This window comes from Nonomuraea mangrovi (assembly GCF_042681425.1).
Classification (GTDB): domain Bacteria; phylum Actinomycetota; class Actinomycetes; order Streptosporangiales; family Streptosporangiaceae; genus Nonomuraea; species Nonomuraea mangrovi.
On sequence record NZ_JBHUFV010000061.1, the window covers coordinates 588,963 to 609,736 of the forward strand.

General features: G+C 70.6%; 16 protein-coding genes. 7 read left to right on the forward strand and 9 right to left on the reverse strand.

Translation table 11 applies throughout. The annotated features are described in order from the left end of the window. The first annotated feature begins 2 nt into the window (after positions 1-2). Both ACFSKW_RS41735 and lipA read left to right on the forward strand, forming a co-directional pair. Positions 3-980, forward strand: coding sequence for a M48 family metalloprotease (locus ACFSKW_RS41735; RefSeq protein ID WP_379579699.1), 978 nt, complete (start codon positions 3-5; stop codon positions 978-980). A gap of 18 nt (positions 981-998) precedes the next feature. Continuing rightward, positions 999-1,928, forward strand: coding sequence for a lipoyl synthase (gene lipA / locus ACFSKW_RS41740; RefSeq protein ID WP_379579701.1), 930 nt, complete (start codon positions 999-1,001; stop codon positions 1,926-1,928). A 104-nt stretch (positions 1,929-2,032) separates the two neighbouring features. On the opposite strand, the gene ACFSKW_RS41745 is transcribed toward lipA, so the two are convergent. Both ACFSKW_RS41745 and ACFSKW_RS41750 read right to left on the reverse strand, forming a co-directional pair. Continuing rightward, positions 2,033-2,293, reverse strand: a complete 261-nt coding sequence (locus ACFSKW_RS41745; RefSeq protein ID WP_379579703.1) for a hypothetical protein — start codon at positions 2,291-2,293, stop codon at positions 2,033-2,035. Further along, positions 2,286-2,846 (reverse strand): RNA polymerase sigma factor, encoded by a 561-nt coding sequence (locus tag ACFSKW_RS41750; RefSeq protein WP_379579705.1) that lies wholly within the window; start codon positions 2,844-2,846, stop codon positions 2,286-2,288. Before ACFSKW_RS41750 ends, ACFSKW_RS41745 begins: the two co-directional genes overlap by 8 nt. Before the next feature lie 248 nt (positions 2,847-3,094). Here ACFSKW_RS41750 and ACFSKW_RS41755 point away from each other — a divergent pair, with 248 nt between their 5' ends. The 3 genes from ACFSKW_RS41755 to ACFSKW_RS41765 all read left to right on the forward strand — a co-directional run bounded on the left by ACFSKW_RS41755 (position 3,095) and on the right by ACFSKW_RS41765 (position 7,236). Next, a complete protein-coding gene (locus ACFSKW_RS41755) occupies positions 3,095-5,461 on the forward strand; it encodes a beta-glucosidase (protein ID WP_379579708.1) in 2,367 nt (788 codons plus the stop codon). 333 nt (positions 5,462-5,794) lie between these two features. Then, entirely contained in the window at positions 5,795-6,475 is a 681-nt protein-coding gene (locus ACFSKW_RS41760; protein WP_379579710.1) for a DUF4191 domain-containing protein, read from the forward strand. Next, entirely contained in the window at positions 6,475-7,236 is a 762-nt protein-coding gene (locus ACFSKW_RS41765; protein ID WP_379579712.1) for a class I SAM-dependent methyltransferase, read from the forward strand. Before ACFSKW_RS41760 ends, ACFSKW_RS41765 begins: the two co-directional genes overlap by 1 nt. Here ACFSKW_RS41765 and ACFSKW_RS41770 read toward each other — a convergent pair. The 4 genes from ACFSKW_RS41770 to ACFSKW_RS41785 form a co-directional block, all read right to left on the reverse strand. After that, positions 7,197-7,328, reverse strand: a complete 132-nt coding sequence (locus ACFSKW_RS41770; protein ID WP_379579714.1) for a hypothetical protein — start codon at positions 7,326-7,328, stop codon at positions 7,197-7,199. The two genes, ACFSKW_RS41765 and ACFSKW_RS41770, sit on opposite strands and share 40 nt — an antisense overlap. Before the next feature lie 2 nt (positions 7,329-7,330). Further along, entirely contained in the window at positions 7,331-7,879 is a 549-nt protein-coding gene (locus tag ACFSKW_RS41775; RefSeq protein WP_379579716.1) for a TetR family transcriptional regulator, read from the reverse strand. 35 nt (positions 7,880-7,914) lie between these two features. Continuing rightward, positions 7,915-12,162, reverse strand: a complete 4,248-nt coding sequence (locus ACFSKW_RS41780; RefSeq protein WP_379579719.1) for a GH92 family glycosyl hydrolase — start codon at positions 12,160-12,162, stop codon at positions 7,915-7,917. Between the two features lie 151 nt (positions 12,163-12,313). Beyond that, positions 12,314-12,781 carry an RDD family protein gene (locus tag ACFSKW_RS41785; protein WP_379579721.1) on the reverse strand — a complete coding sequence of 156 codons (468 nt, stop codon included), beginning with the start codon at positions 12,779-12,781 and terminating at the stop codon, positions 12,314-12,316. Positions 12,782-12,853: 72 nt separating this feature from the next. On the opposite strand from ACFSKW_RS41785, the gene ACFSKW_RS41790 reads away from it, so the two are divergent. Both ACFSKW_RS41790 and glnA read left to right on the forward strand, forming a co-directional pair. Next, a complete protein-coding gene (locus tag ACFSKW_RS41790) occupies positions 12,854-13,777 on the forward strand; it encodes a hypothetical protein (RefSeq protein WP_379579723.1) in 924 nt (307 codons plus the stop codon). A gap of 95 nt (positions 13,778-13,872) precedes the next feature. Next, positions 13,873-15,297, forward strand: coding sequence for a type I glutamate--ammonia ligase (gene glnA, locus ACFSKW_RS41795; RefSeq protein ID WP_379579725.1), 1,425 nt, complete (start codon positions 13,873-13,875; stop codon positions 15,295-15,297). 365 nt (positions 15,298-15,662) lie between these two features. Here glnA and ACFSKW_RS41800 read toward each other — a convergent pair whose 3' ends face one another. From ACFSKW_RS41800 to ACFSKW_RS41810, 3 genes are all read right to left on the reverse strand, one after another. Continuing rightward, positions 15,663-16,169, reverse strand: coding sequence for a hypothetical protein (locus tag ACFSKW_RS41800; RefSeq protein WP_379579727.1), 507 nt, complete (start codon positions 16,167-16,169; stop codon positions 15,663-15,665). A gap of 41 nt (positions 16,170-16,210) precedes the next feature. Further along, positions 16,211-17,257 carry a hypothetical protein gene (locus ACFSKW_RS41805; protein WP_379579729.1) on the reverse strand — a complete coding sequence of 349 codons (1,047 nt, stop codon included), beginning with the start codon at positions 17,255-17,257 and terminating at the stop codon, positions 16,211-16,213. A gap of 61 nt (positions 17,258-17,318) precedes the next feature. Then, positions 17,319-20,762, reverse strand: a complete 3,444-nt coding sequence (locus tag ACFSKW_RS41810; RefSeq protein ID WP_379579731.1) for a bifunctional [glutamine synthetase] adenylyltransferase/[glutamine synthetase]-adenylyl-L-tyrosine phosphorylase — start codon at positions 20,760-20,762, stop codon at positions 17,319-17,321. Positions 20,763-20,774 lie beyond the last annotated feature (12 nt).

Here is a 20,774-nt window from a genome sequence, read left to right on the forward strand (position 1 = left end):
GCATGCGAAGGAGCGCCGCTCTCGTCCTATCCCTCACTGTCCATGCGCTGACCCTCGGTTTCTTCGTGCTCGGCGTGTCGACCGTCGTCAACAGCTCGGCGCCGCTTCTGTCCTGGCTGCTCGGCATCCTGCTGGTGGCGATCGGGGTGCTGCTGCGCCCGCGGCTGGGCCGCCTGCCCGCCGACGCCGAGGTGCTCGAGCCTGCCGCCGCGCCCATGCTGTTCGGCGTGTCCGCGCGCGTCGCCGACGAGGTGGGCGTGCCCAGGCCGGCCAAGGTGGCGGTGATGGATCTGGCCACGGCCGCCGGCTACGTGCGGCTCGGCGTGCGCAGGACCCCCGCGCTGGTCGTGGGCCTGCCGCTGTGGCTGACGCTGTCGCCGAGGCAGCGGGTGACGCTGCTGGCGAGCGCCTACGCGAGCGCGGAGACCCTCGACGGGCTGATCGTCGCAGGGGCGCTGTCGACGCTCGGCGAGTGGCGTCACACGCTGCTCGGCTCCGAGCCGTTGAGCGCGCGCAGGGAGGCGGATCTCACGATGGCGATGTCGCTGGGCGCGTGGAGCCCGAGCAGCTCCTACAACGCGGCGGGCGTGCTCGGCCGGATCGTCGGCAGGGTCCTCGGCTGGCCGGTGCTGGTGCTGGAGCACGTGCTGAGGCGGCTGGCCCCCTCGGGCGACCCCCGCGCGGCGGCCAGGCGGCGGGCTCTCATGCTGCGGGCGGTGAGCGAGGACGACCTGGCCGAGCTGGAGGAGCTGGTCGCCGGCCGCAGCTATCTGGCGCCGATGCAGGCGGCGGTGCTGCGCGGGGAGAGCGTGGAGGAGATCAGGCAGGCGGCGCTGACGAGGTCCAGGCTGGCCGACGACGGGGTGCTCACCTCCGCGCCCGGTTCGCGGCTGCTGGAAGCGGCCGAGTCGGCGGTCATCGACTCCGAGCTGAGCAGGCACTACGCAAGAGCGGCACGCGGGTTCGGTCTCATAAGTTGAGCGACGTAAGCTTTAACGGTGACCGTTGCTCCTGAAGGCCGTAAGCTCCTCCGCCTCGAGGTGCGAAACGCCGAAACCCCTATTGAGCGCAAGCCCCCGTGGATCAAGACCAAGCTCAAGACCGGTCCCGAGTACACCGAGCTGAAATCGCTGGTGCGCCGGGAGGGCCTGCACACGGTCTGTGAAGAGGCGGGCTGTCCCAACATCTACGAGTGCTGGGAGGACCGGGAGGCGACGTTCCTCATCGGCGGCGACCAGTGCACCCGCCGGTGCGACTTCTGCCAGATCGACACGGGCAAGCCCAAGGAGTACGACAGGGACGAGCCGCGCAGGGTCGCCGAGTCCGTCCAGCAGATGGGCCTGAAGTACGCCACGGTGACCGGTGTCGCCCGTGACGACCTGCCCGACGGTGGCGCCTGGCTCTACGCCGAGACCGCCAGGCAGATCCACTCGCTGCTGCCCGGCTGCGGCGTCGAGCTGCTGGTTCCCGACTTCAACGGCAACCAGGAGCAGCTGGAGGAGGTCTTCTCCAGCAAGCCCGAGGTGTTCGCCCACAACATCGAGACGGTGCCGCGGATCTTCAAGCGGATCCGTCCCGCCTTCCGTTACGAGCGCTCGCTCGAGGTGATCACCAGGGCGCGCGAGGCGGGGCTCGTCACCAAGTCCAACCTGATCCTGGGCATGGGCGAGGAGCGGTCGGAGGTGACCCAGGCGATGCGCGACCTCCACGAGGCCGGCTGCGACCTGGTGACGATCACCCAGTACCTGCGCCCGACGCCGCGTCACCACCCCGTCGACCGGTGGGTGAAGCCTGAGGAGTTCGTGGAGCTCCAGGCGGAGGCCGAGGCGATCGGCTTCGCCGGCGTCATGTCGGGGCCGCTGGTGCGCTCGTCGTACCGCGCGGGGCGGCTCTACCAGCAGGCCATGGAGGCCCGTCAGAACGTCTGATCCGCACAAGAGGAAAGGCCGCACAATGTGCGGCCTTTCCTCTTCTGCGCACCCCATCTCTTTTCACTCCCGCGGCACGCCCTGCGGCGCGGGATCTTCGGTGTTCAGCGGTTCGAGACGGTCAGCTCACACCGGCCGTCCACGCACGAACGCTTCAACCGGCCCATCGAGATGGTCTGTGCCAGGCCGATCGCCCAGCAGGTCGGACAGCCGCGCAGGGCGAGCAGTCCGACCGGCGCGAGCAGCAGTACGACCGGGCCGAGCACCGGGATGAGCGCCACCGAACCGATCAGCGCGCCGAACCCCACCGCCCCGCGTACCAGGTGCCGGGGCAGCGAAGCGCTCGCGAATCCTCTGTCAGTCATCGTCGCCTCCGAAGGCGGGGTCGGTGGTGCCCTGCAGTGAGTGGTGAACCGCCAGGCGGGCGCGGTGCAGCCGCGACTTCATCGCGGCGGTGCTGAGGCCGAGCGCGTCGGCGACCATCCGCCCGCTGTAGCCCTGGACGTCCCGCATGATCAGCACGCGCCGCTGCCCGGCGGGCAGGGCGGCGATGGCCGTCGCCACCCTGCCGGCTTCCAGGCGCTGCAACACCTCGTCCTCGGCCGAGGGCGTGGGGGCGTCCTTGACCGGCGGGTGAGGCCGCAGCATCAGCCGCGACCGCCGCAGGCACTCGTTGCGGACGATGCGGAACATCCACGAGGCCAGGGCACCCGCCGCCCGTAGCATGCCGATCTTGCGGAACAGGATGATCAGCGCTTCCTGCGCGGCGTCCTCGGCGTCCTCGGGCGTGGCGCACAGGGCGTGGGCGAACCGCCGCACGTGCGGGTGCGAGCCGGACACCACGGCGGCGATCGACTCGACGTCGCCGTCCTGCGCGGCGAGGACCAGCCGCTCGGCGGGCCAGGTCGGCTCAGCCACGCGATCGACCCCGCCGGCGAAGCACGACTACGCACGTGCAGACGAGGACGGCCGCGATGGCGACGACGGCGCCAATGATCATGACAAACCTCCGGATCCCGTGCCGCCATTGTTACCGGCACGCGTATGAGAGGCGCGGACGCCGCCAAAGGATTCACCGTGAGCCACAGGAAAGAGCCTCGACCCTCAAAGTAACGTAATAGTCACAAACCTATCTATCGGTAGGTTTTCTGGTTAACACTGACGGCGTGGACATCGACGAACTGATCAACCAGCTGGACCTGCCCACCAAGATCCGCCTGCTCACCGGCGCGGACATGTGGTCGCTGCCCGCCATTCCCGAGATCGGCCTCGACCGGCTCGTCATGAGCGACGGGCCCATCGGCGTGCGCGGCGAGCAGTGGAGCTCCGCCGACCCCTCCATCGCGCTGCCGAGCCCGACCGCGCTGGCCGCGACGTGGGACGTCGACCTGGTACGCCAGGTGGGCCGCCTGCTCGCCCAGGAGGCCAGGCGCAAGGGTGTGCACGTGCTGCTGGCGCCCACCATCAACCTGCACCGCTCCCCTCTCGGCGGCCGGCACTTCGAGTGCTTCTCCGAGGATCCCCACCTCACGGGCGAGCTGGGAGCCGCCTACGTCGAGGGCGTCCAGGAGGGCGGCGTGGCGACCACGCCGAAGCACTTCGTGGCCAACGACTTCGAGACCGACCGCTTCACCGTCGACGTCAAGGTCACCGACAGGGTGCTCAGGGAGGCGTACCTGGCGCCCTTCGAGCGGGTGGCCGAGGCGGGGGCGTGGGGCATGATGACGGCCTACAACTCGGTCAACGGGACCACGATGACCGAGCACTCCGCACTGGTGAACGGCGTGCTCAAGGGCGAATGGGGCTTCGACGGCCTCGTCGTGTCCGACTGGACCGCCGTGCGCTCCACCGAGGCGGCGGCGCTCGGCGGCACCGACGTGGCCATGCCGGGGCCCTTCGGACCGTGGGGCGACAAGCTCGAGGAGGCGGTGCGCGAGGGCAGGGTGCTCGAGTCCGCCGTCGACGACAAGGTACGCCGCGTCCTGCGCCTGGCCTCCCGCGTCGGCGCGCTCCGCCCTGCCGGCGGGACGACCTCCGCGCAGGCCGAGCCGATCGACGGGGTGGCGCTCGCCCGCGAGGTCGCGGCGCGCTCGTTCACGCTGCTGAGGAACGACGGCGACCTGCTCCCCCTCGCCGGAACGCCGACGCTGGCGCTCATCGGCTCGGCCGCCGACGAGGCGCGGATCATGGGCGGCGGCAGCGCCCAGGTCTTCCCCGACCGCACCGTCTCCCCCTTGCAGGGGCTCGAGGCCCGTGGCGAGGTCAGGTACGCGCTCGGCACCGACCCCCGCGTGCGCCTGGCGCCGCTGGCCGTACCGACGACGGCGCAGTTCCTCGACGCCGGAGGCGACGTGCTGGCCGAGCACCCGCTGGCCACGACGGAGGCCAGGTGGGTCGGACAGCTGCCGTCCGACGTGGACGGCGGCCTGCTGAGCGCGGTGCGGCTGCGCGCCGCCTACACCCCTGACCTCACGGGTCCGCACGAGCTGTCGGTGGCAGGAGTGGGGCCCTTCACCGTGCGCGTGGACGGCGCGACGGTGTTCGACGAGACGATCGAGCTGGAGGGCGACGACCCGGCGGCGGCCTTCCTCTCGCCGCCGGAGAAGCGCGTCGTCGTCGAGCTGGTCGCGGGCCGGCCGTACGAGCTGGAGGTGACGCACCCCGCCGGGGCCTTCAGCGGCATGGCGTTCGTCGCCTACACCCTCGGCCACGCCAACCCCTCCCCCGGCGAGGACGCGCTCATCGCCGAGGCGGTCGAGCTGGCGCGCTCGTGCGAGGTGGCCGTCGTGGTGGCCTCCACGACGCTGGAGGTGGAGAGCGAGGGCTTCGACCGCAAGGACCTGCGCCTGCCCGGCCGCCAGGACGAGCTCATCGCCGCCGTCGCCGCCGCCAACCCGCGCACGATCGTCGTGGTGAACGCCGGCTCGCCCGTCGAGATGCCGTGGGTGTCCGACGTGGCCGCGGTGCTGCTGACCTGGTTCCCCGGCCAGGAGGTGGGGCACGCGCTCGCCGACGTCCTGTACGGCGACGCCGAGCCCGGCGGCCGCCTGCCCACCACCTGGCCCGTACGGCTCGAGGACAGCCCCGTCGTCAACGTCACACCGGTCGAGGGCGAGGTCCCCTACGACGAAGGCGTCTTCATCGGCTACCGCGCCTGGGAGAAGAGGGGACGCGCTCCCGCGTTCTGGTTCGGCCACGGCCTCGGCTACACCACCTGGTCCTACGACTCGATCGCGGCCGAGGGCTCGACGGTGACGTTGGCGGTCACCAACACGGGGCCACGCCGCGGCCGCGAGGTCGTCCAGGTGTACCTCTCGGCGGTGACGCCCGACGACCGGCCCGCCAGGTGGCTCGCCGGGTTCGACGTGGTGGAGGCGGCGCCGGGCGAGACGGTGCTGACCACGCTCTTCCTGCCCCAGCGGGCCTTCCAGGTGTGGACGGAGGAGGGCTGGAGCACCGTGCCCGGCGAGTACACGGTCGAGGCGGGCCGCAGCGTCGCCGACCTCAGGGCGAGCGCGACCGTCAAGATCTGACACGGCCGCAGTCCTCGGGCCGGCGACGGCCCGTTCGGCCGGCCCGAGGTCTCACGACCGGAGGGGCCGCGCCGAGGACATTCGCCAAGCCGTCCCTCCAGGTGGACGCGGAGGGTCACACGGGAGTGCGGCCCTTCGCGGAGGTCGTCGCGGGCGGCCTGCAGCGGCTGGAGGCGCGAGCCGCGGTTCACCGGAAACGCGCTGTTCGAGGGGCGGACCGGACGCTTCTCCGAGGTGAAACCGATCTCCCAGAAGGGGGTCTCCGCCGGAAACGCGACGAAACGTCGGGTCACGTTTTCATCTCCGGCGGGGGGTGTTTGTATCCTTCACAACATGGCGAAGCCCGTAGACCCAGAGAAGCCGGGGCGCATCAAGCAGCTCCGCATGATCGCGAAGATCATCCAGCAGGCCAATCCCAAGGGGATGCCGATCGTCTTCCTTTCGGCGGTCGCCACGCTGGCGGTGGTCATCGTGATCGGTCTGGTCACGGACTACTTCTGGTACTCGATCGTCATCGGCATCATGCTCGCGTTCACCGTGGGCCTGGTCGTGTTCGGCCAGCTCGCGCAGCGGGCGCAGTACCGCATGCTCGACGGCCAGACAGGCGCGGCCGCGGCGGTGCTGCAGGGCATGCGGGGCAACTGGGAGGTGACCCCGGCGATCGCCGCCAACCGCGACCAGGACCTCGTGCACCTGGTCGTGGGCTTCCCCGGCATCGTCCTGGTCTCCGAGGGCCCGGGCAACCGCGTGCAGAAGATGCTCGTCGGCGAGAAGAAGCGCCTGCAGCGCGTGGTCATGGACGTGCCCGTCTACGACATCCAGTGCGGTGACGGCGAGGGGCAGATCCCGCTCGGCAAGCTGCAGCGGCACCTGATGAAGCTGCCGCGCAACCTCAAGAAGCCCGCGGTCAACCAGGTGAAGGACCGGCTGCGCTCGCTGCCGAAGAACCTGCCGATGCCCAAGGGCCCGATGCCCAAGGGCACGCGGATGCCGCGCGGCCCGAAGATGCGCTAGTGCTGTCGGCTTCGTCGCGGGCCAACCGCTTCTGGTGGGACGGCAACGCGGACGAGTACCAGGTGGAGCACGGCGAGTTCCTGCGCGACGCCGGCTTCATGTGGTGCCCCGAGGGCGTCGACGAGGCCGAGGCGCGGCTGCTCGGCGCGGTCGAGGGCAAGGACGTGCTGGAGATCGGCTGCGGCGCCGCCCAGTGCTCGCGCTGGCTGTCCACGCGTGGGGCACGCGTGGTGGCGTTCGACATCTCGCACCGGCAGTTGCGCCACTCCCAGCGGATCGACCTGGAGACCGGCCTGCGGGTGCCCGTGCTCCAGGCCGACGCCGAGAGCCTGCCCTTCAGGGACGGCGCGTTCGACGTGGCGTGCTCGGCGTTCGGGGCGATGCCGTTCGTGGCCGCCCCGCTGAGCGTCCTCACCGAGGTGAAGCGGGTGCTCAGGCGGGGCGGCCGGTTCGTGTTCTCGGTGAGCCATCCGATCAGGTGGGCCTTTCCCGACGACCCCGGCGAGCGCGGGCTCACCTCCGACCGCTCCTACTTCGACCGCACGCCGTACGTCGAGGCCGACGACGACGGGACGCCCACCTACGTCGAGCACCACAGGACCATGGGCGACTGGGTCGGCCTGATCGCGGCGAGCGGGCTCACCCTGACCTCGCTCATGGAGCCGGAGTGGCCGGACGGTCACGACAGGGTCTGGGGCGGGTGGAGCCCGCTCAGGGGCCGTCACCTGCCCGGCACGGCCATCTTCACCTGTAGCGCGTAGCCATGGCGTGGAAGACCCGTCTCCGCCTGGAAGTCCTTCCGCGACAGGTCGGGCAGGAAGCCGGTGTCGTAGTTGATGCCCTTCGCGCGCATGGTCAGCGTCCCCTCATTCCGTTGTCGAGCAGATCGAAGGCGATCCGCGTGTCTTCCGCGGTGAGCCCCCGTCTGAACGAGAGCTCCTGGAGGGTGGTGACCGTCGCCGCGATCTGTACCGCCATGAGGTGGGCGGTGGTCTCGTCGGTCTCCCGCATCAGCACGTCGGCCAGCTCGGCGCGCTGCCCCGCGTAGATGCGCTGCACGCCCGCCGTCAGCGTCGCGCTCTCGGTGATGATGCGCACCACGGTCGTCAGCTCCTCGCCGACCGGCTCGACGGGTTTGCCGTAGTGGGCGCGCAGCGCGTCGACGACGGAGACGCCGGGCTCCCGTCCCGCCACGATGCCCGCGAGATCCTCCTTCACTCCGGAGAGGACGAGCGACTCCTTTGTCGGGAAGTACGAGAACAACGTCACCTTCGCCACCTCCGCCGCCTCGGCGATCTCGTTGACGGTGACGTCGTCGAACCCTCTCTCCGCGAACAGACGCAGTGCCGCCTGGGAGATGCGGCACCGCGTCTGTTCCTTCTTGCGCTCTCGAAGTCCGGCCACCCTCAAGCCATACCCGGTTTAGTTACGAACCGGGTTCAGCAGTTTTGCGGACCTCGTACCGTGTTCGCCAGTCCGTTGTCGCGCATCGCCGGATCGTTGCCCGAACAGGTGAGCGGGCCGCCGACGGTGCTGGCGCTGACCAGCGGCCCCGTGCCGCCGGTCAGCGTGACAGGGCCGCCGATCCCGGCCGCCTCCAGGCTCACCTCGCCGCGTACGCCCGACACGCTCACGGGCCCGCCCACCGACACGCCGGTGAGGACGAGCGCGGCGGCCTTGTGCGCGGTGACGGGGCCCTCGACCCTGGCGTCCTTCGCCAGCAGCGTGGCGCCCTGCCGTACCGTGACGGGGCCCGTCACGGTGGCCCCCTCGGTCAGGCAGGTGACGCCCTCGTCCACCGTCAGCGGCCCCCTGTGGGTGCCGCTGACGGTCCTGGAACAGGCCTGGTCGGGTACGGCCAGCAGCTCCAGCTCGGCGACGTTCCCCGACGTTGTGAAACGGTAGTGCCCGAACCGTCCCGGCTTGGCGATCTTGAAGGGCCGCGTCTGCTTCTGCCAGGCGAAGCTCTCCTGCCTGCGCTCGTCGATGACGGCCCAGCTCACGCCGTCGTACGAGCCCTCGAGCTTCCACGCGGCCGGGGCCGCCGAGGCTCCCGACGTGAGCGTGTAGAAGGTGACGGGCTCCCTGCCCGCCGCCGCCAGCGTGACGGGCCCGCTGAACACCGCCTCGGTGGCCGAGGTGTCGTCGGACAGCGCGGCGGGACCGCCGGTGACCCGGATGTCGCGCATCGGGCGCGGCGACCGCCCCTCAGGGGTGATCGACTGCAGCGGCGCGCCCCACGTGGAGGGCTCGGGCCCCATGTCGAAGTCGAGCACCGCGCCCTTGGCCAGGACGTCGTGCGGCAGCGAGGTGGAGGTCCACGCCGTGCCGTTCACCTTGAGCCCCTGGACGTAGACGTTGCGCGCGCTGTTCTTCGGCGCGTTGACGACCAGGTCCTTCCCGCCTGGCAGGTGCACGGTCGCCTTGGTGAACAGCGGGGAGCCGACCGCGTAGTGCGGGCTGCCCATCTGGAGGGGGTAGAAGCCGAGGGCGCTGAAGAGGTACCAGGCCGACATCTCGCCGTTGTCCTCGTCGCCCGGGTAGCCCTGGCCGATCTCGCTGCCGAGGTAGAGCCGCGAGAGCGCCTCCCTGGCCTTGGCCTGCGCCTTCCACGGCTGGCCCGCGTAGTCGTACATGTAGATGATGTGGTGGGAGGGCTGGTTGCTGTGGCCGTACTGGCCCATCCGCACGTCCCTGGCCTCGCGCATCTCGTGGATGATGCCGCCGTAGGAACCGGGGAACGTCGCCGTCTCGGGGGTGGCGAAGAAGTCGTCGAGCTTCTTGGCCAGGCCCGCGCGCCCGCCGTACAGGGCGGCCAGGCCCACGCCGTCCTGTGGCGCGTGGAAGGCCATGTTCCAGCCGCTGGTCTCGGTGTAGTCGTAGCCCCACACGCGCGGGTCGTACGCCGAGGGGGTCCAGCGCCACTTGCCGGACGAGTCGCGGCCCTGGAAGAAGCCCACCGAGGGGTCGAACATGTTGACGTAGTTGAGCGCCCTGGCGCGGAAGTACTCCGCCTCCTCCGTCCTGCCCAGCGCCTGGGCCATGTTCGCGATGCCGAAGTCGTTGATGTAGCCGTCGACGGCCCACGACATCGCCTCGCCCACCTCGTCCCTGGCGGTGTAGCCGCGGAAGACCGAGGTCTGCATGCCCTTGCGGCCGACCGCGCCGTTGGGCGGCACGACGGTGGCGTTCTTCAGCGCGGCTTCGTAGGCCCCCTGGGCGTCGAAGCCGCGCACGCCCTTGACGTAGGCGTCGGCGAAGGCGACGTCGGAGCTGGTGCCGACCATCAGGTCGGCGTAGCCGGGCGAGGACCATCTGGCGATCCAGCCGCCGTCGCGGTACTGCTGGACGAACCCGTCGATCAGCTCGCCCGCCTTGTCGGGAGTGAGCAGCGAGTAGGCGGGCCAGGTGGTCCGGTAGGTGTCCCAGAAGCCGTTGTTGACGTAGATCTTGCCCGGAACGATCTTCGCTCCGGTCTGGGTGGGTGTGTCCGGTCCGCTGCGCGGCGCCACCGGGCTGGCGTAGCGGGCGCCCTCCGGAGTGTCCTCGAAACCCGAGTTCGGGTACAGGAACAGGCGGTAGAGGTTGGAGTAGAGGGTGGTGAGCTGGTCGTCCGTGGCGCCCTCGACCTCGACGACGCCGAGCTTGTCCTCCCAGGCCTTCTTCGCCCTGGCCCTGACCTCCTCGAAGGTGCCCGCCTCCAACTCGAGGTTGCGTTTGGCCTGGGCGACGCCGATGAAGGAGGTGGCGATGCGCATCGTCACCTGCTTGGCGCCGAAGGCGAGATAACCGGTGACGTTGTCGCGCCCCGCCCCGGTCAGCTTGCCCCCGCCGGTCGGTGTCCGGTCGAAGACGGCGTAGACGAACATCCTGGTCGCGCCGGCCGACAGGCCGCTGCGGGTGTCGGTGAACCCGGTGACGACTCCCCCGTCGATCGTGAGGCCGCCGTTGTTGTTGTAGTTGTCGAAGATCAGACTGCCCCGCTCGTCGGGGAAGGTGAAGCGGAACACCGCCGAGTGGTCGGCGGGGGCGATCTCGGTGCGGATGCCGTTGAGCAGGTCGACGGAGTAGTAGTACGGCCTGGCCGTCTCCCTGTCATGGGTGAACTGGGTCGCCCTGGCCACTCTGTCGGGGTTGGGCGTGGCCAGCAGTGACGGCATGACCTGGAAGGACTGCCTGTCGCCCATCCACGGGCTCGGCTCGTGGCTGGCGGCGAAGGCCTGGATGGTCGGGATGTTGTCCGGGTTGCCGTTGCGGTGGTACTCGTACAGCCAGGTGTTGGAGCCCGACCCCGTCATCGGGGTCCAGAAGTTGAAGCCGTGCGGGACGGCCGTCGCGGGGAAGTTGTTGCCGCGAGAGAAGCCGCCGGTCGAGTGGGTGCCCCTGGTCGTGACCACGTGGTCGGCGACGCTCTGCGGGGCCTGCGCCGCGGTGTCGGCCAGCGTGATGTCGTCGACGAAGCCCTTGAACGGCAGCGGCCCCGCGGGCGCGTCGAAGGCGAGAAGGACGCGCTTGACGCGCTTGCCCTTGGCGATCTCGCCGAGCCGTACGCGCTTGTTGTTCCACTGGTCGGCGTAGAGGGTCTTCGACTCGCCCTGGGCGCGTGCCCGCGCCCTGACGCCGTGGTGGTCGCTCGCCTCCAGGTCGCTGAGGTAGGTGCCGTCGGAGAAGGCCAGGTCGACACCGGCGTAGGTGCTGGGGTAGCGCAGGTCCGCCCCGGTGAACTCAGGGAAGATCTTGTAGGTCAGCTCGGTGTCGGCGCCGACGGGGACGTCCACCTCGAAGAGCTTGTTGGTGGAGCGTCCGCCCCGCTCGGTCGTGGTGCTGCCCGAGTAGCGCAGCGCCCTCATGCCGGTGTAGCCGGCGCGCGGCTTGGCGGTGAAGCCTCCGCTCGGGCCGCCGCTGACGAGGCTGCGCATGTCGGAGGGGGGCTTGGGCGAGGTGTCGCCGTCCGACAGCTGCAGCTCGGCGAGCTGGACGATGCCGCCGGAGCCGTTGCGCGTGACGTTCAGCCGGTAGTACAGGTAGGCGCCCGGCATGGCGACGTCGAACTCGCGGGTCTTCAGCCTGCCGTCGAACACCTGGCCCGAGCGGGTGTCGACCGCGGTCCACGTCCGGCCGTCGGGTGAGCCTTCGAGCGCCCAGTCGCGCGGGTCGCGCTCAGGGGCGTCGTTGGCGGAGGCCAGCGCGTACCTGGCGACCCTGATGGGCTTGGACAGCTTGGCCGACACCCAGCCGGTGCCGGCGAACACCAGCCACTTGGTGTTGACGTCGCCGTCGAAGAGGTTCTCCTTCACCTCTCCCGCCTCGGCGAACTCCCCGCTGGCCGCCACCTCGACGACCTCGTCGGTGACGTTGCCCGGGATGCCGCCGGTGGTGGAGCCGGTGACGCCTTCGGCTCCCTTGCCTTCGTCGACCGTGTTGACCCAGGTCGGCTGGGCCTGGCCGGGCTCGAAGGAGGTGTGGAAGAGCGCGCCTGCGGGGGCGAGGTCCACCTTCGCCCTGCGGGCCGAAGGGGACGGGGTGACGTCGGGGGACGGGGTGACGTCGGGAGGTGGAGGGGGCGGGGTCGGGGTGGCGGACGGCGCGTCCGAGGGGAGTGGTGAGGGTGGCGGATCGGCCAGCGCCACCCCTGGTAACGCCAGGAACAGCGCGCTCGCCAACGCGGCCAGATGTGCTCTCCGCATGCCGGGACCTCCGAGGAAGCTGACAACGTTGTCACCGAAGATCCTTCGTGTAGACAACGTTGTCAACGCCCGGCCGGATCACCTTTTGATGAAGGCGCCGTGAGCTTGATGAAGGCGGGCGGTGAGCTTGCCGAAGGCGGGCGGTGAGCGCCTACATGCGGACGACGACGGTGTTGGAGACGCGGTCGTGAACGCCGCGCTGGTCCCTGTCGAAGATCACCGCCGGGACGGCGAGGCACAGCAGGATCGTGCGGACCAGCACAGGGAACCACCTCGGCCGGCCGCCGTCCATCGCGGCGACCCGGATGCCCAACAGGCGGTGCCCGAAGGTCTGCCCGAGGAACCCGACGAGCAGCAGGTACTGCACCGCGAAGATCGCCACCGGCACCCACGGGGACTCGGCGGGGTTGATCCTGAGCAGCGCCTGCGCGATCGCCCACGTGCAGATCAGCCAGTCGATGACCAGCGCGCCGATCCTGCGTCCGAACCTGGCGACCGAGCCGCTGCCCTCCTCGGGCAGGCCGAGGCGCTCACCGGGGTAGCCGAGATCCACACCGGCCGACCTCACCCCGCCCAACCAGGTCTGGGTCCAGCGGGGCCGCTGCTCCTTGCTGCTCATACCCCAACGGTATCCGGCGGGGCCGCCGGTCCGTATCATGCCTCGACCCTCCTCGAAAGGCGCGATCACTGCATGTCTCCGGACGACTTCTTCACTCAGGTGGAACCCAGGCGGCGCCCACGCCGCCGCAAGCTCGCCGTGGCCGGCATCACCGTCGTGGTGATCGCGGGCGCCGCCGGCCTGGTCTCGGCGAAAGACCAGGTGCGCGAGCTGATGGCGACCGTCGAGAGCGCGTTACCCGGGATCGGCCCCGTGCCTGAGGAGACTGAGGCGGTGGACGCGAGACCCGAGGAGCTGGGCCCCTTCGAGGACTCCAGGGCCGAGAACTACGCCAACGGCGCGGCGGGCCTGGTCATGCCGCCCGCCAAGGCCATGTACGGCCTGTCGAAGAAGGACGTGGCCGCCGCCCTCAAGCGGGTCAAGCAGCTCATGATCGCTTCGCACCTCGACAGGACGACCGTTCTCGGCGGCAGGCCCAAAGCCTTCATCGATCTTCTCGTGCCGGAGGAACGCGCCTGGTTCAGGAAGAATCTCGACCGGAAGTCGGGATTCACAGCGAAGGACGACTTCAACACCAGGGCGTGGGTGCACAGCTTCGCGCCCAAGACCGCCGAGCTGGCCACCGACGTCGTCAAGGTGAACGGCGAAGCCACGCTCGCCCGTCACCCGGACGGCATGAAGGTCACGGTCAACTACCTCTTCGTCTACGCCATCCAGCGTCCGGGCCAGCCGTGGACCAGGCACCGCGTGGTGGCCCACCATCTCGGAGAGGTGCACGTCTCCAAGCAGGGGGGCGAGCTGGTCGCCTGGGTCTACGACTGGAACACCGGGAGCGTCACCCCGGCCAGGTGCGACATCGACGACGGCTTCACCCACCCGATCTATCCCGACTCGCCGCACGACGAGGTGGCGGCCAAGGCCACCGAACAGGCGGGCGATCCCTACCGCCTGGACGCGGGCACGAGCGAGAACTGCACCATCTCGGAGGAGACGTGAGCCCCCCTTAACACATGCGAAACAATCGGGACACGACCCGGAAACGGCCGACCCCTAAGGTCGGCCTGATAGCCCATGCCCCGGGAGGTTCGAGAGTGTTTAACTCCGCCGACGACGTCCTGAAGTTCATTGGGGACGAAGGGGTGCAGTTCGTCGATGTCAGGTTCACCGACCTGCCGGGGACGACGCACCATTTCACCTTTCCCGTAGAGAATTTCGGCGCCAGCGTTTTCTCCGACGGCCTCATGTTCGACGGCTCGTCTATCCGCGGTTTCCAGGCCATCCACGAGTCGGACATGCTCCTGCTGCCCGACCCCTCCAGCGCGGTGCTCGACCCCTTCCGTCAGCACAAGACGCTCAACATCAACTTCTTCGTGCACGACCCGCTGACCGGTGAGGCCTACAGCCGCGACCCTCGCAACGTCGCCCGCAAGGCCGAGGAGTACCTCAAGGGCACCGGCATCGCCGACACGGTGTACTTCGGGCCCGAGGCCGAGTTCTACATCTTCGACGACGTGCGCTTCGAGACCAACCAGCACTCGAGCTACTACTACGTCGACTCCATCGAGGGCGCCTGGAACACCGGCAAGGCGGCCGAGGGCGGCAACCTCGGATACAAGCCCCGCTACAAGGGCGGCTACTTCCCCGTCCCGCCGATGGACCACTTCACCGACCTGCGTTCGGAGATGGTCCGCAACCTCATCGAGTGCGGCATCGACGTCGAGATGCAGCACCACGAGGTCGGCACCGCGGGTCAGGCCGAGATCGACTTCAAGTTCGGCACGCTCCTGAAGACGGCCGACAATCTCATGCTCTACAAGTACGTCATCAAGAGCACGGCGCTGGAGTACGGCCACACGGTCACCTTCATGCCCAAGCCGATCTTCGGTGACAACGGCTCCGGCATGCACTGCCACCAGTCGCTGTGGAAGGACGGCTCGCCGCTCTTCTACGACGAGGTCGGCTACGCGGGCCTGTCCGACACCGCCCGCTACTACATCGGCGGCCTGCTCAAGCACGCGCCGTCGCTGCTGGCCTTCACCAACCCGACGGTCAACTCCTACCACCGGCTCGTGCCCGGCTACGAGGCGCCCGTCAACCTGGTCTACTCCCAGCGCAACCGCTCGGCGTGCGTGCGCATCCCGATCACCGGGTCCAACCCGAAGGCCAAGCGCATCGAGTTCCGGGTGCCCGACCCTTCGTGCAACCCGTACTTCGCGTTCGCGGCGATGCTGATGGCGGGCATCGACGGCATCCGCAACAAGATCGAGCCGCCGGAGCCGGTCGACAAGGACCTGTACGAGCTTCCCCCCGAGGAGGCGCGTCAGGTCCCGCAGGTGCCGGGCTCGCTGTCGGAGGTGCTCGACGCGCTCGAGGCCGACCACGACTACCTCCTCGAGGGCGGCGTGTTCACGCCCGACCTGATCGAGACGTGGGTCGCCTACAAGCGTGAGAACGAGGTCGACCCGATCAGGCTGCGCCCGCACCCGCACGAGTTCGAGATGTACTACGACGTCTAGCCGGTCGCCGCGCGGCGCCCTGCGTGGCCGCCGCGCGGCTCCCGTCCGGTTCCGCGCCTGTCCCTTCCGAGCGACGAGCACCGTGGCGCCGCACGTCGAGTCGAGAGCCCGTGGCGAGGTCCCGTACCTTGCCGCGGGCTTTCCGCTTGGCAGGTTCCAGGTGTCCGGAACCCGGACCGCACGCGCCACCGTCACGACGCGCCGTCGCCCCGTGCCCGAGTGACCGCCCTGGCGACGGCACGCGGCGCGGTCGGACGACGTCGGCGATGCGCAGCAGGGCCAGGCCCCTGCGGACCGCCATCGGGTTCTGGGGCCCGGGGAGGAGCGCGCCCGCCTCGCCGTGTGTGAGGCGGGCGCGGGGCTGGTCAGCGGCAGGACTCGCCGTACTTGACCACGCCGAGCGACACAGGCCCTTCCAGGGGCCTGTCGGCTGCCGGCGTCTGGGTGCACACGCGCCACGCGATGTCCCAGAAGACGATGCGGTTCTGGCCGGTGGCGTCCTTGATCCTGAGCGTGGTGCTCCGGGGCAGCGTCTGGCGGGCCACCCGGACGCTCTTGCCTTTCAGGTCCGGCATGAATCCGGGCCTGGCCGGCGTGGGCGCGCCGACGGGACAGCTCTCGCTCACCTTCACCACCGCCAGCTCCACCCGTTCCTGCCTCAGCACGGCTCCGGCCGCCGGCTTCTGGGCGCACACCTTCCAGTCGCGGCGCAGGACCACCACGCGTCCGCGCCCGCTGACGTCAGTGGTCCTGACGCGCTCGTACCCCGCGTCCCTGAGCGACCCGAGCGCGGGAACCAGCGCCTGGCCCTTCACATCGGGCACCGGCGCCAGGACGCTCGACATCATGACGATTCCGGCGATCATCCACATGAGGACTCCTCCCTGAGAAACGTGGGGGGAGTGGGGTGATCTTACTTCGCGGAGCGCAGGCCGGTGATGCGGCGCAGGACGTCCCACCAGAAGGGCGCGCCGAACAGCAGCGCCACATACGTGGCCAGGAAGCCGGGCCAGTGGCTGAGCGTGGTCAGCCGGGCCCACCACGCGCCGCCGTTCCAGGAGACCGACGGATCGCCGTCCTCGGGGATGACGACGCTGACGATCGCGTGGTCGAAGACCTTGACCAGGGCGGGTGAGCTGAGAGTCTCCGTGACGCACCGGTAGGGATTGCCGGGCGTGTCGCACTCCTGCTTCAGCGGCTCGATCTGCTCCGAGCCGCTGCCCGCGATCGCCGACACGGCCGAGCGGTAGGCGTTGTCACGCAGCAGCGTCTTGGCGTATTCCAGGCCGTCCATGCTGAACAGCAGCACGATCAGGAGCCCGAGCACGCCGACGACCCACTTGACGTAGCGCTTGTACAGCATGGTCAGGCGCTGCATCTCGGAGTCGAACCAGGTCTCGACGCCCTGCCTGAAGCGGTCCATGTCACGCTGGGCGCCCTCCCACAGACCCTGCAGGTGACCGTGGAGCGGACTGCCGATGCCCTTGAGCTTGACCAGCAGCCCCTCGACGCCGTCCTTCTCCGCCGAGGCCATCTCCATCATCGCCACGGCGAAGCGCTCAGGGGGGATGTTGGCGATGCTGGTTCTGCCGGTCTTGGGATGGTCGATCTCGCGGACCCGCTGGTAGAACAGCGCGGTCATCGCCTCCTTCGAGGCGCTCTCCGCCGTGGGCATCGGCGCGACCTCGGACGGCGCCGGCAGCTGGCTGTGCTCGGGCCGCGGGTCGTGCGTGAACGGCAGCTTCGCGAAGACGTCGGCCACCTTGTTGGGCAGCCACGCCCTGCCGGAGGAGTCGGCGCCGTCCATGGTGTCCCTGAGATAGGCCCACAGGAACTTGCTGCGGATCGACAGCAGCCTGACGAATCCCTCGTTCAGGCCGCTGACCAGCAGCGATAGCAGCAGGAAGCACATCACGAGGCCGAGTGCGAGATCGACGTAAAGAGACAGCAAAGCGATCACCCCACGCCGTGATACACGCCAGACCCGCCACACGCAATGCGTTCGCCGATTTAGGTGGACATCAGTAGAAGACGCGCTCCACCACCTGGCGAGCGCGCCGGGTCACCCTGCGGTAGTCGTTGACGAAGTCCTGCGAACCGTCGGGCGGGTAGCCGAGCGTCCTGGCGATCAGGCGCCGCTCGTGCGTGTCGGCCGGCACCATGTCGCCCGCCCTGCCCTTCACCAGCATGATCGCGTCGCGGATGCGGGAGGCGAACCGCCAGCCCTCGGCCAGCACCTCGGCGTCGGCCTGGTCGAGCAGCCCCGCGGAGACGGCGGCGCGCAGCGCCTCGAGCGTCCTGGTCGTCCGCAGCCCGGGCTCCGCGGCGGCGTGCTGGAGCTGCAGCAGCTGGGCCACCCACTCCACGTCCGCCAGCCCACCCCTGCCGAGCTTGGTGTGCAGGGCGGGGTCGGCCCCCCGCGGCAGCCGTTCGGCCTCCATGCGCGCCTTCAGCCTGCGGATCTCCCGCACCGCCTCCTGCGACAGGCCGTCACGCGGGTAGCGCAGATCGTCGATCACCTCGACGAACGCCTCGCCGAGCCCGGCGTCGCCGGCGCAGAAGCGGGCGCGCAGCAGCGCCTGCGACTCCCACGGCGAGGACCAGCGGGCGTAGTAGGCGCGGTAGGACGCCAGGGTGCGCACCAGCGGGCCCTGCCTGCCCTCGGGGCGCAGGTCGGGGTCGATCAGCAGCGGCGGATCGGGGGCGGGCAGCGCCAGCAGCCGCCGCAGCTCGTTGGCCACGGCGAAGCCTGCCTCCGGGCGTTCGCAGACGAACATCACGTCGGCGTCGCTGGCGTAGGAGCACTCCATGCCGCCCAGCCGGCCCATGGCGATGACGGCGAACGCCCCTGGCGGCTCACCCCTGCTCTCCAGCCCCACCTTGGCGAGCGCGGTGTCGAGCGCGGCCTGAATCGTCACGTCGTTCAGCTCCGACAGCGCCACGCCCACCTGCTCGATGTCCGACAGGTCCGACAGGTCGGCGACCGCCGTACGGAACAGCTCCCTGCGGCGCAGCCCCCGCACGGAGGCGACGGCGGCCTCGGCACCGGCCTGCCGGGATACTGCCGCGGCCGCCTCCGCGTGCAGCGCCGCCACCGGCCTCGGCGCCAGCTCGGAGTCGGAGCCGAGCATGGCGACGGCCTCGGGGGCGCGAGTGAGCAGGTCGGTGGCGTAACGGCTGGTGCCCAGGACCCGCGCCATGCGGGCCGCCACCGCCGTCTCGTCGCGCAACAGCCTCAGGTACCACGGCGTGGTGCCGAGCTGGTCGCTGACCTGGCGGAAGCCGAGCAGCCCCGCATCGGGATCGGGCGTGTCGGCGAACCAGTCCAGCATCACCGGCAGCAGCGTCCGCTGGATGGCCGCGCGCCTGGACACCCCCGTGGTGAGCGCGGCGATGTGGCGCAGCGCGCCCGAGGGGTCACGGTAGCCGAGCGCCTGGAGCCGGGCGGTCGCGGCGGCGGTCGACAGGCGCGCCTCGGCGTCGGGAAGCCTGGCCACGGCCTGCAGCAGCGGCCGGTAGAACAGCTTCTCGTGCAGCCGCCGCGCCTCCATCGCATGCTTCTTCCACTGCCTGGTGAACTCCGCCGCGGGGTCGGGGCCCAGCTTGAGCGCCCTGCCGAGCCTGCGCAGGTCGTCGGTGCCCGACGGCACGACATGCGTACGGCGCAGCCGGTGCAGCTGCAGCAGGTGCTCCACCTGGCGCAGGAAGGTGTACGCCTCGGCCAGGCCCCTGGCGTCGTCCCTGCCGACGTATCCACCGCGCGAGAGGGCGGCCAACGCGGGCAGCGTGGCCCTGCGCCGCAGCATCGGGTCGAGCCGCCCGTGCACGAGTTGCAGCAGCTGCACCGCGAACTCGATGTCGCGCAGGCCGCCAGGACCGAGTTTGAGCTGCCGCTCCCCGTCCTCGCGCGCGTTCGCCTCGACGCGGCGGCGCATCGCCTGGACGTCCTCCACGAAGTTCTCCCTCGCGGCGGCTTGCCAGACCATCTCGTCGACCGCCGCGACGTAGTCCGCGCCGAGCGCGGCGTCACCGGCGACCGGCCTGGCCTTGAGCAGCGCCTGGAACTCCCAGGTCTTGGCCCAGCGCTGGTAGTAGGCCACGTGGCTGGCCAGCGTGCGCACCAACGGGCCCGAACGGCCCTCCGGGCGCAGGCCCGCGTCGACCTCCCACAGGTCGGCGCAGGCGCGCATCATCGCCTGGGCCAGGCGCGTGGCGGTCCGCAGGGCCTTGGTCTCGTCGGCGCCTTCGACGGGCTCGGCCACGAAGATGACGTCGACGTCGCTGATGTAGTTGAGTTCGCGGGCGCCGCACTTGCCCATGCCGATGACGGCCAGCCGTACGTCGTCGGCGGGCACCTCCGCCCGCGCGACGGCCAGGGCCGCCTCCAACGCGGCTCCCGCCAGATCGGACAGTTCGGCGGTGACCTCGGCGAAGGAGGCCGCGCCTGTGATGTCGCGGGCGGCCAGGAGCATGAGCCGCCGCCGGTAGGCGGACTTCAACCCCTCGGGGTCGTCGTCCGCCGCGAGGGCCAGGCCCGCCGCATCCCCGGCCGGGGCCGCCTCTCCCCTGCTCAGGGTGGCTTCGGCCGGGGCCGCCTCGCCTCCGCCGGAGTGGAGCCCAGCCGAGTCCGCGCCGGGGGCCGGCTCGGCCGGAGCCCGGTCTCCCCCGCCGGGCCCGGGCCCGGTGGCCGTGTCCCCAGGCGCGGGCTGGACCGAGTGTCGCGCGGCCGGTGAGGGTGCGGCGAACCGCAGTTCGGCAGGCGGGGTCGCGGCGGACCGGGGTGCATCGGGAGGACGCGCGTCGGCCCGAGGACCTGCGGGAGCGGGTGCGGCGGCCTGGGGCTCGCCGTCGGACCCAGGGGTGGCGGACGCGGGTGCGACGGCCTGAGGCTCGCCGTCGGACCCGGGGGCGATGGACGCAGACGCGGCGGCCCGCGGTCCTGCGTCTGACTGGGACGTCGCGGACGCGGGCGCGGCAGCCTGAGGCTCGGCTTCGCGCCCGGGGGTGGTGGGTGTGGCGGGGGACGGGGGGTTTGGGAGGGGTTCGCTCGCGGGTGATCCCGGGTCGCCGGCGCGGGGCGCCTGAGCGAACGGGTCGGCGGCGACGGCGCGAAGGAGCGTGGCGCGCAGTTCGCCCTCGCCCGGTCTGGCGAGGGCGGCTTCTCCCGCCAGCGACCGCCAGTGGCCGGGATGGGTGATCACGTGCTCGCCCAGTGCCGCGCTCACCCCGAGCACGCCGAGCAGTCGTGCGCGCAGCCCCTCGTCGGAGCGCAGCAGGTCCAGGACCGACGGGTCCCGCTCGGCCAGTCTGGTCAGCGACAGCAGGGCCAGGTCGGGATCGGCGACGGCCGCGAAGGCGTCGAGCAGCCAGGCCGCGTCGATCTCCGCGACCAGGCGTTCGGCACGAGCCGGGTCGGCGAAGCCGAGCTTGGCCAGGCGGGCGGCGATGGACTCGATCCTCGGCACCTTCTCATCTTG

Excerpts from the sequence above, each read along its gene's own strand:
- ACFSKW_RS41735 (WP_379579699.1), top strand. The coding sequence starts at position 3 with ATGCGAAGGAGCGCCGCTCTCGTCCTATCCCTCACTGTCCATGCGCTG.
- ACFSKW_RS41745 (WP_379579703.1), bottom strand. The coding sequence starts at position 2,293 with ATGACTGACAGAGGATTCGCGAGCGCTTCGCTGCCCCGGCACCTGGTA.
- ACFSKW_RS41760 (WP_379579710.1), top strand. The coding sequence starts at position 5,795 with ATGGCGAAGCCCGTAGACCCAGAGAAGCCGGGGCGCATCAAGCAGCTC.
- ACFSKW_RS41770 (WP_379579714.1), bottom strand. The coding sequence starts at position 7,328 with ATGCGCGCGAAGGGCATCAACTACGACACCGGCTTCCTGCCCGACCTG.
- ACFSKW_RS41780 (WP_379579719.1), bottom strand. The coding sequence starts at position 12,162 with ATGCGGAGAGCACATCTGGCCGCGTTGGCGAGCGCGCTGTTCCTGGCG.
- ACFSKW_RS41785 (WP_379579721.1), bottom strand. The coding sequence starts at position 12,781 with ATGAGCAGCAAGGAGCAGCGGCCCCGCTGGACCCAGACCTGGTTGGGC.
- ACFSKW_RS41790 (WP_379579723.1), top strand. The coding sequence starts at position 12,854 with ATGTCTCCGGACGACTTCTTCACTCAGGTGGAACCCAGGCGGCGCCCA.
- ACFSKW_RS41800 (WP_379579727.1), bottom strand. The coding sequence starts at position 16,169 with ATGTGGATGATCGCCGGAATCGTCATGATGTCGAGCGTCCTGGCGCCG.